The 13,429-nt window shown below is 42.4% G+C and carries 10 protein-coding genes; 5 read left to right on the top strand and 5 right to left on the bottom strand.

Annotated features, from left to right (window positions below):
* Nucleotides 1–461: 461 nt before the first annotated feature.
* Both DSL64_RS28355 and DSL64_RS28350 read right to left on the bottom strand, forming a co-directional pair.
* Complete coding sequence (locus DSL64_RS28355) at nt 462–707, bottom strand: hypothetical protein (protein WP_115834348.1); 246 nt, start codon at nt 705–707, stop codon at nt 462–464.
* Between the two features lie 21 nt (nt 708–728).
* On the bottom strand, nt 729–1,076 hold the full coding sequence (locus DSL64_RS28350; RefSeq protein ID WP_115834347.1) for a hypothetical protein: 348 nt from the start codon (nt 1,074–1,076) through the stop codon (nt 729–731).
* Nucleotides 1,077–1,495: 419 nt separating this feature from the next.
* On the opposite strand from DSL64_RS28350, the gene DSL64_RS28340 reads away from it, so the two are divergent.
* A complete protein-coding gene (locus DSL64_RS28340; protein ID WP_229217263.1) occupies nt 1,496–3,790 on the top strand; it encodes an ATP-dependent helicase in 2,295 nt (764 codons plus the stop codon).
* A gap of 129 nt (nt 3,791–3,919) precedes the next feature.
* Complete coding sequence (locus DSL64_RS28335) at nt 3,920–5,416, top strand: DUF4301 family protein (RefSeq protein ID WP_115834345.1); 1,497 nt, start codon at nt 3,920–3,922, stop codon at nt 5,414–5,416.
* 99 nt (nt 5,417–5,515) lie between these two features.
* Here DSL64_RS28335 and DSL64_RS28330 read toward each other — a convergent pair whose 3' ends face one another.
* A complete protein-coding gene (locus DSL64_RS28330; protein ID WP_115834344.1) occupies nt 5,516–5,989 on the bottom strand; it encodes an Lrp/AsnC family transcriptional regulator in 474 nt (157 codons plus the stop codon).
* Between the two features lie 180 nt (nt 5,990–6,169).
* Nucleotides 6,170–7,111 carry a GDP-L-fucose synthase gene (fcl, locus tag DSL64_RS28325; RefSeq protein WP_115834343.1) on the bottom strand — a complete coding sequence of 314 codons (942 nt, stop codon included), beginning with the start codon at nt 7,109–7,111 and terminating at the stop codon, nt 6,170–6,172.
* Between the two features lie 93 nt (nt 7,112–7,204).
* Here fcl and DSL64_RS28320 point away from each other — a divergent pair, with 93 nt between their 5' ends.
* Together DSL64_RS28320 and DSL64_RS28315 are read left to right on the top strand one after the other, a co-directional pair.
* A complete protein-coding gene (locus DSL64_RS28320) occupies nt 7,205–8,236 on the top strand; it encodes a toxin-antitoxin system YwqK family antitoxin (RefSeq protein WP_115834342.1) in 1,032 nt (343 codons plus the stop codon).
* Between the two features lie 68 nt (nt 8,237–8,304).
* On the top strand, nt 8,305–10,002 hold the full coding sequence (locus DSL64_RS28315) for a hypothetical protein (RefSeq protein ID WP_115834341.1): 1,698 nt from the start codon (nt 8,305–8,307) through the stop codon (nt 10,000–10,002).
* 6 nt (nt 10,003–10,008) lie between these two features.
* Here the strand turns inward: DSL64_RS28315 and DSL64_RS28310 are convergent, their stop codons facing one another.
* Nucleotides 10,009–11,283: a D-alanyl-D-alanine carboxypeptidase/D-alanyl-D-alanine-endopeptidase gene (locus DSL64_RS28310; RefSeq protein ID WP_115834340.1), complete on the bottom strand. Its 1,275-nt coding sequence runs from the start codon at nt 11,281–11,283 to the stop codon at nt 10,009–10,011.
* 240 nt (nt 11,284–11,523) lie between these two features.
* Between DSL64_RS28310 and DSL64_RS28305 the strand changes: the two genes are divergently transcribed.
* Nucleotides 11,524–13,428 (top strand): RecQ family ATP-dependent DNA helicase, encoded by a 1,905-nt coding sequence (locus tag DSL64_RS28305; protein ID WP_115834339.1) that lies wholly within the window; start codon nt 11,524–11,526, stop codon nt 13,426–13,428.
* Nucleotide 13,429: the final 1 nt, after the last annotated feature.

Genomic DNA, 13,429 nt, shown 5'->3' with positions numbered 1-13,429 from the left:
CATGTATTAAGCCTGCCGCTAGCGTTCATCCTGAGCCAGGATCAAACTCTCCATTGTAAATTTTTTTGTGATCTCTATTCCGAAAAATAGGACCGAATCTTCTTAAACGAATATTCTTCTTGCTCTCTTCATCATGTCAAAGAACGTTGCTCTGATCTTCCTCAGAACTCGTGGCAGCGATCGTTTTCGCTACCGTTGTTCCCGTTTGGGAGTGCAAAAGTGGCAGCTTTATTTTTAATACGCAAGAAACTGGGGAAAATAATTTGCAACTTTTTTCAATATTCTTCGCAAGTCGCTCTATTACAAATATTTAAAATCGAAAGTTTTTTTGAAGAGATTTGGATGGGGTGGGAATTACTATTGAGCAACTACCACAAAGTGGGGTTTGAGCATCGCCCCCAGTTATTCACCTGCAGAAAAACAGTACCTTTCTTGCAATAGTAAATCATTAGCAGGACTATTTATAAGTTAAGTCGCATACCTAATGATATACTGTAAGGATAAGTTTGAATGAAATCCGAGCCCAAAGGTGCTTTTACTGATTCGTCCTTCATTTTCACCCACGCCTGTCTGGTGTAAAAGATGTTTCTCTTTTGAGAAAATATCAGATAGGACTGCTTTGTGATGGAGGGAGAATAAGCAGCCGTAAGGAAATAAGCCAGCCTTGCCCTTCCACACTCCAGACCAGTTTCGAGATAACCGGACATTCCTTTGCTATACACTATAGATTACTGCCTCTTAAAGTATTCGATCACATGCATCTTCAGCAGCGCTTCCTGCTTTTCTACTCCTCCCTGAGGAAGTGCTCTGTTCAATATATAATGTGGCCAGCCATCTTTGTCGGTGTGTTCATATATATAATAGGATGATAAGCTGAGCACTTTGCAAATGCCTATATGCATTAAGTCCTGTTTTTGTTCTTTGGTAAAGCGCTTGGCGCCTTGCCCCAGTTCCTGCACTCCTATAAGGAAAAGCACGCCGTTGAGGTCGGTGGGGCGTTTGCCTAAAAGTGATTCCAGAGAATCGAGCAGGTGTTCCCATTGCGCTTCCAGGGGTTGGTCTTCTATATCGATCATAATTTTAGCGATTAGCTTTTAGCTGACAGCGGAAATAACTTCTGACTTCTTTGTGTGCTTTCGGCCGTAGGCTGTTTATATCCTTGTTTGTTTGTCTTTGCCTTCATGCGACCAGGTCTTTCATGGGCCGGGTGCTGCGTGAGGGATAGAAACGGAAAGCCCGCAGCGCCTTTTTCAGGCGCGAGGACTTGCAGTGGATAGCCCGGCCCGCAGGGACACGCCCAAAACCTTTTTCTTTTAATATCTCCTAACACACCCTTTATATATGACAAGGTAAAAATACAAACCAATAACATGTATCAGGCGTTCTGATTTTGGCGGTTTAAATTTTTGTAAAATAACCAACATCACCGCATCTTATAGATACAGAAGGGAAAAGCATTAGCGGTTTTTCCTAACTTTGGCCTTTGCCCGAATGAATGATGATTGTAGAAGAGAATAAATCAGAGCGATTGAAAAAGAACGATTATATATCCAGCTTGAATGAACCGCAACGCGCGGCTGTATTATATGGTGAGGGTCCGTTGATGATTATTGCAGGTGCAGGATCCGGCAAAACGCGGGTGCTGACTTACCGCATAGCTCACCTGATTGAGAATGGTGTGGATCCGTTCCGGATTTTGTCACTGACTTTTACCAATAAGGCATCGGGTGAGATGCGCCACCGTATCGAAACTACGATAGGTACTGAAGCCCGGAATATCTGGATGGGGACTTTCCACTCAGTATTTGCCAAAATTTTAAGGATTGAAGCCAGATTTTTAGGTTATACCAGCGATTTTTCAATTTACGATACGGACGATTCCAAGTCGTTGCTACGGAGTATTATCAAGGAATTCAATCTGGACGACAAGGTATATAAGGCCAATGTTGTCTTTAACCGCATATCAGGAGCTAAGAACAGGCTTATTTCTGCGGATGACTACCTGAAAAATCCTACGATCCAGGCGGATGATGACGCGGCGAAGATGAAGGAAATCGGCAGAATTTATAAAACCTACGCGGTACGCTGTTTCCAGGCCAATGCAATGGATTTTGACGATTTGCTCTTTAATACAAACGTACTTTTTCGCGATTTTCCGGATGTACTGTATAAGTACCAGCAAAAATTCCAGCATGTGATGGTGGATGAGTTTCAGGATACGAACGTGTCGCAGTATCTGATTACGCGTAAATTATCGGCGGTTCACCGGAATATTGTGGTGGTGGGTGACGATGCGCAGAGTATCTACGCTTTCCGCGGTGCTAATATTGAGAACATCCTCAACTTCTCAAAAGACTTCCCGGATGTACAGACGATCAAACTGGAACAAAATTACCGTTCGACCAGCACGATTGTCAATGCTGCCAACTCGGTAATTGCGAGAAACAAATCTCAGCTGGAAAAGCATACTTTCACTGCCAATGATGAAGGTGCGCTGATTGACGTGATCAAAGCGGGATCGGACAATGAAGAAGGACGGCTGGTTGCCTCGGCTATTCTGGACGAAAAGATGCAGCATGCCTTACGCAATGAAAATTTCGCTATCCTGTACAGAACAAATGCGCAATCCCGGTCTTTTGAAGAAGCGCTGAGAAAGCTGGGAATCAAGTACCGGATTATTGGCGGACAATCTTTTTACCAAAGGAAAGAGATTAAGGACCTGTTGGGATATCTCAGATATACAGTCAACCAACGCGATGAAGAGGCTTTTAAAAGGATTATCAATCTTCCCAAACGTGGTATTGGCGACACAACGGTGGCACGGATCACCGTAACGGCAGCGGAAAACAATGTACCTATATGGGAAGTTGTATCAAATATCGGTAAATACGCTACCGGCAGAACCTCCGCTCCCATTGAGCAATTTGCTACGCTGATCAAAAGCTTCAAGATTATGCTTGAAGAAGGGAAAGACGCATATGAGGTATCGTCACATATAGCAAAGGTATCGGGTATACTGAAAGAATTGTATGAAGATAAGACAGTAGAAGGGCTCTCACGCTACGAAAACGTGCAGGAGTTGCTCAACGGTATCAAGGAATTTGTAGACAATGAGGAAAATGAAGATAAGACGCTGAGTGCATTTCTCCAGTCGGTATCGTTGCTCACCAATGCTGACGAACCTGATGAAAATGAAGACCACGACCGGGTAACGATGATGACAATTCACTCGGCGAAAGGGCTTGAATTCAGAAACGTATTTATAGTAGGACTGGAAGAGGATCTTTTCCCGAGCCAGATGATGCTGGAAAGCCGGCAGGATCTGGAGGAAGAACGCAGGTTATTTTATGTAGCAATAACGCGTGCTGAGAAAAAACTATCGTTCTCGTATGCAGACAGCAGGTACCAGTGGGGCCGGTTGAAAATGTGTGAGCCGAGTCGCTTTTTGCTGGAGGTCGATCAAAAGTACCTGAACCTTACTACGGCATTGAGACGTGACAGTGAACCTGCCGCTTCACCTATGTCGTTTGTAAGGAATCTGGGTCCGAGAAAGCCAACTGAGCCAAAACCCGTACCGGCAGCACAAGCTCATACCCCAACAGGAGATTTTGTTCCGAGCGATACCCGTAACCTTACCGAAGGCGACAAAGTGGAGCATTTGAAATTCGGTTTTGGCACGGTTTTAAAAATGGAGGTCAACGGAAATGACCGCAAAGCAACTGTGAAATTCGACACCGTCGGCGAAAAAACGCTATTACTTAGTTTTGCTAAGCTAAGAATCATAAAATAATTTTTATATTATAGTTATAGTGCGTTTATTCACCGCTTTAAAGTTGTAACCAAATACATCCCCGAAACTCTTGGCTTGCCAACACTTTCGGGGATGTGTAATTTCTAATATTTTTTAAACTAACTACTTATGTTTCTTGATGCAGATCTTACACAGATAAAAGAGCGCGGCAGCGATGCCGACGTAGTGGGCCAGCAAATCAAATACTTCGTCGACGGATTTCCGTTCCTGCAATTGTCTAAAGCGGCGACAGTAGGTGACGGAATTATCAAACTTACCGATGATCAGATCAAAGAAGTTGTAAGTGAATTCGACAAAAGTGCCGCAGAAGGTGAGATCGCACTGTTGAAATTTGTCCCTGCTTCAGGAGCAGCTACAAGGATGTTTAAATCGCTTTTCGGCTTTTTGCAGGAAGGAAAGAAGGATAAATCGGTAGAAGAATTTTTTACCCAGCTTCCTAAATTTGCTTTTTATGAAGACCTGAAAGTTTCGTTGCAGGCTGATGGCTATGATATAACAACTGCAGATGAAAACACAATTGCTTCTTACTACCTGACAAACAAAGGGCTTGGCTACGGTGAATTGCCAAAAGGATTGCTGAAATTCCATAATTACACGGAGCGCTCTCGTACGCCCCTGGAAGAGCACCTCGTAGAAGGAGCAAAATATGCCAATGCAGGTAGTCTGGTGAAAATCCACTTCACTGTTTCTCCTGAACACCGCGACAAGTTTGAAAAATTGGTTGTCGAAGTTCTACCTGGCTATCAAAGCAAATTCGGGGTGAAATACTTCGTTTCCTTCTCTGAACAAAAAAGCTCTACAGATACCATTGCGGTAAATACTGACAATACGCCTTTCCGGGAAAAAGACGATACTTTACTTTTCAGACCAGCCGGACACGGTGCATTGCTCGAAAATCTTGGTCAACTGGATGCCGATATCATATTCATCAAGAATATTGATAACGTAGTGCCGGATAGCATCAAGGAAGAAACGATTACTTATAAGAAAGCACTCGCTGGAATTGTACTGAAGTATCAGAAGCGCATTTTTGATTATACTAATCAGCTGACAGGCTCCACAGATGAGACTTTGCTGGAAGAATTAGATACTTTCTTCAGAGAAGAGCTTTGCGTAGTACCACCCGCGTCATTTAAAAACTGGGACGCAGCTGAGAAAAGAAGCTATTTCCTCAGCAAGCTGGATCGTCCTTTGCGCGCTTGCGGCATGGTGAAAAACCAGGGAGAACCAGGTGGCGGACCATTCTGGGCCGAGAATGCTGATGGATCTTCTTCTTTGCAAATCGTAGAATCGGCACAGGTGGATGTTGCAGATGCTGATCAGAATAGCATTTTCAAGAATTCTACACACTTCAATCCGGTGGATCTGGTTTGTGCAGTAAAAAACCGTACAGGCGAATTATATGATCTGAAAAAATTCAGGGATCCCCTGACTGGTTTCATTACAGAGAAGTCGAAAGATGGTAAAGATTTGAAAGCGCAGGAATTACCAGGATTATGGAATGGTGCAATGGCTGACTGGAACACCATCTTCGTAGAAGTTCCTTTGATTACCTTCAATCCGGTAAAAACTGTGAATGATTTGCTTCGCGAGCAGCATCAATAATTTGGGCAATAGCTTTCAGCGCTTAGCTATTAGCTTTATAAAAGTAAAAGGTCGGTTCCATTGAGGAGCCGACCTTTTACTTTTATATCAATCTTTTGATCAAGGAATTGGCAAAACTTTTGTTTCCTTGAAAGTAGAAAGGATCACCATTGTTTGTGTGCTTGCTACCTCTTCGATTTCATTGATTTTTTCCAACATCAGTTTTTGGTAAGTACTGATATCCTTTGAAATTACTCTCAAAAGAAAATCTCCTGTACCTGTGATGTGGTGACACTCAATAATCTCCGGAATAGCATGTACCTTTTCAACGAAAGATTCTGTAACTGCTTTTCTGTGCCCTACCAGGGAAATCTGAACAAAAGTACTTACACCCAGGCCCACTTTATCCGGCTCCAATTGTGCATGGTAACTCTTAATGATACCCGACTGTTCCAATTTCTTAACCCTTTCGAGCGTCGGAGCAGGCGACAGTCCTATTTCCTTTGATAGTTGCGCGTTGGTTATTTTGGCATTAGTCTGTAAAATCTCCAGTACTTTACGGTCTATCTGGTCTAACTTTATTATCGACGACATTTTTTATGACAAGTTTATAGTATAGCCTTAAAAGGCGCTGCAAAACTAAATAGAATCCCGAAGATTCTCTTAATAATCTACTGAAATTTTGTCAAAAAAAAGAATTATCGTAGGTCAAACGAGAAATTAGTATGACAATATTAGGTTTTAGCCAATTGTAACCCTTTCAAAACAAAAAGCTTAAACAGCGTACGATTCAATCTTCTGAAGAAAATCCTGATACGTTACACGTATTCCCTCTTCCAGTTCAATGCTGTGTTTCCATCCTAATGCATGCAATTTACTCACATCCATCAGTTTACGTGGAGTACCATCGGGTTTCTCTACGTTCCAGTTAATACGTCCCTGATACCCTACGATACGCTGAATTAATTCCGCCAAATCTTTAATGGTGATATCATGTCCTACCCCAACATTCAGGAACTCTGCACCGCTGTAGTTCTGCATCAGGAAGTAACATGCGTCAGCAAGATCATCGGCATGTAAAAATTCACGTAAAGGAGAACCAGTACCCCAAAGCTCAACGAAAGGTTTATTCTCTTCCTTCGCTTCATGGAACTTACGGATCATAGCAGGAAGCACGTGCGATTTGTTCAGATCGTAATTATCGTTAGGACCATACAAGTTGGTCGGCATTACTGAGATAAAGTCTGATCCATACTGACTACGGTATGCTTCACACATTTTGATACCTGCAATCTTTGCAATTGCATAAGGTTCATTGGTAGGTTCAAGTGTGCCGGTCAGTAAAGAATCTTCATTCAACGGCTGTGGTGCCAGTTTCGGGTAGATACATGAGGAACCCAGAAACATGAGTTTGGTAACACCATTCTGATGCGCCGCGTCGATCACATTATTCTGAATCTGAAGATTCTCGTATAAAAACTCTGCACGATAAATATTGTTAGCCATGATACCTCCTACCTTTGCAGCAGCGAGAAATACATAGTCAGGGCGTTCGGCTGCGAAAAACTCACGAACAGCTTCCTGCTCACGTAAATCAAGTTCTGAGGAGGTACGGGTCACAATATTTGTGAAGCCTTCTTTTGTCAGTTTACGATGAATTGCCGATCCCACCATTCCACGATGTCCGGCAATATAAATTTTAGCACTTTTTTCCACTGCGATTATCTAAATTTGTAGGTTCAAAAATCAATAACGTTGAGACGAATTCGTTACAAAAGTAATCATCTTGCGCTTAGAAAGTTTACACACATGCAAAGACTTATTCTGATTCTGTGCTTTTTAACGGTTTTTGTACCGATTACAGTTTTCGGACAAGATGCGAAAAAAGAAACTCCGCCATCCTGGCTTCCCAAAGAAACAGCCAAACCTGATTCTCTAAATAATAAAAAAGCGCAATCCGGTGGGCTTAAGTCGCTGGTATCTGCACTCGACCCTTCCATAGGCGCCTCTCTTCCCGGAGGAAAAAGCCAATCTACGTCCGTGTCCAGCCTTTTCGGAGAAACGATCCCTGATCTTGGTCTACGCGTGAAGGAATACAAAAGTCAAAAAGAGGAAAGAAAACGCAGAAAAGAAAAAGTAAAGCTGGCAAGGGTACAGTACGAAGGTATCCCCATACAGTCTTTGTCCGTAAAATTCGGAAGTGGTGATCGTGCTAACCTGGAAAGTTTCCATGTTCTGAAGGAAAGTGCAACGCTGGATCCTTATGTAAGAGCTACAGAAACGAGATGGTACGATACCAAAACCAAAAGATTGAGCTCTTCTTTGATCAAGGATAAAAAGCAGGCTTTGTTATTACATGGTTCATATCGGAAATATAGTGGCGAAAACCTGATCGAAGAGGGAAATTATTACAAAGGAGTTAAAGACGGAAGATGGGTAAAGTACGATACCAAATTCAACCTTATTGATAAATCGGTTTGGTACAGAGGATTTCCTGCCGACTCACGCATTACTTATTACGACTCTGCACATACACAGGTAAAAGAAGTTATGCCGGTGATGTTTGGTAAACTGGAGGGTGAGTTTCTCCAATATTATAAAGAAGGCCAGCTGATGACCAACGGTAAGTTTGAAAACGGCCAGAAAGTAGGCCGGTGGATTGAATATTATCAGTTCAGACGTCAGAGAAAAAAAGAAATTCAATATCCTAAAAATAGCTGGGATGAAGAGTTTGAACCTTTCGTACTGCGTGAGTGGGACGACAAGGGCAAGCTTCTTTATGACTATACCAAAGATCCACGCGCATCGGTAGAAGAGGAAAGTGAGGTTGAAAATCCATAAGGCTTCAATCCCATTCCTTTTTGTTACAATCAGAAACACTACTGACACACGCCGCTCCTTTACAATATATGATTAAATCAATACCTGTTCTTTCGAGAAACAGTACATTACTGGCAGTCGTTCTTTGCTTTATTCCACCACTTATTTACTTCCTTGTATTTAAGACAGTAGCGCTGAATATCAATTATGTAGCATTTGACGATATACTGATCCTTGGTGTTATTCCGGGATTTGGTGATGCTCCGCTACTTGAAAAATGGGAACGGCTTGTAGAGCTTTTTCCTGAACATCGGCTGGTTTTTTCAAGGTCGGTAATTCTTTTTCTTCATAGTACATTTGGCAGGCTCGATCTCGTATGGGCGATGGTCATTGCCAACTTATGCTGGGCGGGGTGTGCCGTTGTTTTCTATAAAGCATTTCAAAAACTTCATCTCTCACTGTGGTACTTTGTTCCCGTTATGTGGCTATGGTTCTCAATCCAATCGTTTGAGAATATATTCTGGGGCGTTAGTTCTCTTTGTAATTTCGGCGTTTTACTTTTTGTTATTACTGCATTTTATTTGGCAGTGTACCACCCAAGCCGACTCATTTATGCGCTGCCAGTAGCAATCCTTGCCACTTTCACCTATGGCAACGGACTGATGTCCTTCCCTATCGTAGCATTGGTTATGCTTCTTTCCGGTCAGCGAAAATCTTTCGTCATTACCATCGTGGTCATGGCTCTGGTAGCATTCATCTATTTTATAGACTTCACTCCTATTACTCAGAATCTTGATTTTAAAAATCCGGATGAGGTAAAGGAAGGTGTACTTGGTTTTCTTGGATTTATAGGATCTATTGCCACGCTTGACGCCTATACAGCGAAACCCTCGCTTTTGATGACAGCTGTTGTCATAGGTGCTTTGATGATCATAAGTTTTATTTTTCTGTTCAGAAAGCAACTCCTGAATCTTTGGAATGCAGCATGGACCAATAAGCCTTTTACCAACAAAGGTGCCTTGTTCGCATTGGCACTGGCACTTTTTATCATGATCACATCGCTGGCGCTATCTTATAAACGCATTCCGACAGATCATTTCGAAGGTATGTTTAAAGGTCGGTACCGGATGTATTCTGTTCTCGCCTGTATCTCGCTCTATTTTGCATTTCTTTCTTTGTCCGGATCTATTGTTGTAAAGAAGAGCCTGGTATTTTCTCTGGCGATCAGCGTCCTGCTGAACCTCACCATCCTGCACAGCAATTTTGCAGATACAGTAAACAACCGCAGAAGTGCCATTTGTCAGGAGTTCAACGCCAGATACAATGCTGACTGGCTGGGAACAAAAATGTTTTCTATGGATCGCAATCACCTCGAAATGATCAGATCTTATTACAACTCGGAAGATCCTTTGGCTGAGGGCTGGAACCCTGATCACTATACCATTGCTCCACAATTTGAAGGAAATAATTCACCTGACTTGCTCACCGATAGGAATGAATACCTGCAGATAGGATACAGTGAGGCAAATTTCCCTACTGAGAAAGACTATTCCGATGGCGGTTACGTCATTTTACAATCTGACAGCCATGTATATGCGGGTCACTTGTATCAGCATCCGGTTCCTTTAAAAACGACATTAAGGCGTCTTATGTATTTTTCGAAGGGTGCAATTGCCAGCTTCCATCGGGAGACCATCCAGCCGGGAACTTATAACATCTATCTCCTGCAAAGAGTAGACGGTAAAAATCATTTCTACTCAACCAACAAAACCTGGGTGAGAAAATAAGAAATGCTAGAATCGATTATGAATGGCTGTCAGAATACGTTCTACCTCAGCTTTCACTTCAGAGGCAGGCCGGACAAAATTGTTATTCATAAAACTAAAAATCAGCGTTTTTCCCTTCTTAGTCAGCAAATAACCACTAAGGTTATATACGTTACTCATGCCTCCTGTTTTGGCATATACAAAAGGTTTGTCTGCTTTGAATTGATTCTTAACCGTTCCGGAAACACCACCTGCAGGAAAAATAGCATACAATCTTTCCTTAGGTAGCTTCGTATCAATCTGCTGAAGTAACCAGGTCGTAGATCTTGGTGTAAAAAGATTGTATCTGCTCATACCCGAACCATCTTTCCAAACCGGCTTATCAGGAATCCCTTTGAAATGATTTGCCGTCGCATGTTCAATAGCCACGGTTGTATTCAGAGGCATGCCATTGGCTGACGCATAAAGCAGCATAAGTTGCTCAGCAAGAAGATTATCACTTTCGTACATCATGCGTCTGTACAGCGAATCTGAGGGAATACTGTAGACTTTCTGCAATTCAATATTTAATGGAATACGAATGGACTTTACTTCCTTTTTCAATACGTCGGACAACATTTCCACCAGCAAATCATCCGACATGCGTACGGGCACATCCTGTTTGAAGGGCTTGTCTACCGATGTCTGCGAATAATGAAAGTAATTACTTTCCTCATCTCTGAGGAATCCCGTTGTTGTTGTGTCTTTCTTTGTGAAACGCTTCCAGTAGCCAGGATAAACCGAAAATTCACGCTCCTGTTTTCTTGAAAAGCGGGCTATGTTTCCATAAATAGGCATAGCAGAAACTTCCGGCTGGTAATATCCATTGTAATCATCCCATGCCCAGCCTGGTCCGAATCTCTCATCTTCGAAATGTACAGAAGTATAAAAGATCTGCTCTTTTCTCGACTTCAGGAAATCAATCACTTTGCTTTTTGGCAAATCAGGATGCATTAATGACGGGTCGCCTGTACCTCTGATCAACAACAGCTCTCCCCATTCCAGGTATTCGAGCCCGGGAATAGAATCTCCCAAAGCATTTAATCCGGCATAAAGGCTGTAAATTTTGGTATTGGAAGCAGGAATGAAGTATTTATCATCGTTATAGGCAGCCAGATTTTTGCCACCTTTTTCTGTCAATATGGACACCCCCGTATGCTGCTGACTTAATATTTCCGATTTTTTTATCTCCCGGTTTACATAATGTGATACCGAACATCCTGACATGATCAGAGGGAAAGCAAGCAACAATAGTGTGCGCATAAATGGAAATGACAACAATTGGTAAAAGTCAAATAGAAGAAAATAACCCCGAAAAACCATAATCTGTAAAGAAACGTAACCTTCGTTATTCTTAGTTTATTAGCATGAAAGTAAAATTAGTTTTTTCAATTTAAAAGCAACGAATTACATTCCCGGTTTATACAATCGGACAGCCTCACGAATTTTACGCCACCATAATTTTGTTACTTTACAGCCATTATTCATCAATAAAAGTAAACCATGACTGATCTCCACGCTATCCTTAAACAGTATTGGGGATATGATCAATTCCGGCCATTACAGGAAGATACTATCCGATGTGTGCTCAATGCCACGGATACACTGGTTCTTTTACCGACTGGCGGAGGCAAATCCATTTGCTTTCAGGTTCCGGTGATGGCTATGGAAGGCGTATGTATTGTGGTTACGCCGCTTATCGCTTTGATGAAGGATCAGGTGGAACAGTTGAAACGACGCAACATTTCGGCAGCGGCAATTCATTCCGGCATGAACCGGCATGAAATAGATATCACTCTGGATAACTGTATTCACGGGCATACCAAATTTTTGTATGTATCGCCGGAACGATTGCGCACTGAAATTATGATTCAGCGCGCGAAGCAGATGAAAATATGCCTGCTTGCTATTGATGAAGCTCACTGTATTTCTGCCTGGGGTTACGACTTCCGTCCCTCCTACCTGCTCATTTCTGATTTTCGTGATTTATTGCCCGGCGTTCCCGTCATGGCGCTGACAGCCACGGCAACTGAAGAAGTACGGGTTGATATCATCGATAAGTTGAAAATGAAATCGGCGAGAGTATTTAAACAATCTTTCGCCAGAGCCAATCTATCTTATTCCGCTTTTGCCGAAGAGAATAAGGAGCGTAAACTGGTTCAGATATTAAAAAATGTACCGGGAACGTCCATCGTATACGTAAGAACAAGGAAACGAACTAAGGAGCTTGCGGATTCATTGATTCGTAATGGAATACCTGCTCTCGCCTACCATGCCGGCTTGCCATTCAAGGATCGCGGCGACAGGCAATCGGCCTGGATCAGGAATCAGACCCGGGTGGTAGTGGCCACCAATGCCTTCGGTATGGGAATTGATAAACCGGATGTCCGTTCGGTTGTCCATTACGACTTACCCGAAAATCTGGAAGCCTATTATCAGGAAGCAGGCCGGGCGGGTCGCGATGAAAAAAAGGCATACGCCGTTGCCCTTTTTAATAAAATTGATCTTGAAGAATTAATCGAAAGCGTTGAGCGTAAATATCCTCCTTTCGAACTGATCCGACGTGTATATCAGGCTCTGGCCAACTACTACAAAATTCCGGTTGGGGGATCCGAATTTGTCAACTATAATTTTGATATCAAGGACTTTACAGGAATATTCGGACTTCCCGTAAACGAAACTCATTACGCATTAAAACTACTTGAAGAAGAAGGATTTATCCAACTTGGTGAGAATTTCAATGAACCTTCCAAGCTGCATTTTATAGTAGACAACCGGCAATTGTACGACTTTCAGATACGCTATCGGGAAATGGATTCGTTTATCAAAGTGATATTGCGGCTCTATGGCGGAGAACTCTTTACAGAATATGTGAAGATATCGGAAAGTGAGATCGCGCAGATTTTCTTTGCACCGCAGCAGGAAGTAATCAAAAAGCTGGTGTTTATGCAGGAAAGGGATATTTTGGTTTATGAGCCCCGGCGCGATCAACCCCAAATCACCTACATGACGCCGAGATTTGAAGCTGCATTGCTTCCTCTGAATATCAGGGAGATAGAAAAAAAGAAAAAGCGAGACCTGGACAAAGCAAGCGCCGTTGTGGATTATGCCTCTCATACCAAACAGTGCAGAACGCTGTTACTATTAGAGTACTTCAATGAATTTGACGCAAGTCCATGTGGGATCTGTGATATATGTATTGAGAAAAAGAAAAGCGACTTTTTTGATGATGATAAAATGCAGGCAATACTGGATTTTATCAGGGAACATGAGCACATAACGCCAAAAGCATTAAGTAAGGCATTCGACTATGTACCGGAAAAAACGCTCTCGGCTATTCTCCGGAAATTTATTGAAGAGGAAATTATACACTATAATATGGTCGGGGAACTGACTTTAAAAAGCTAAG

The organism is Dyadobacter luteus (assembly GCF_003383615.1).
Lineage (GTDB): Bacteria > Bacteroidota > Bacteroidia > Cytophagales > Spirosomataceae > Dyadobacter > Dyadobacter luteus.
Note: the sequence above shows the minus strand (reverse complement) of the source record. Positions and strands in the feature narration are given on the sequence as shown.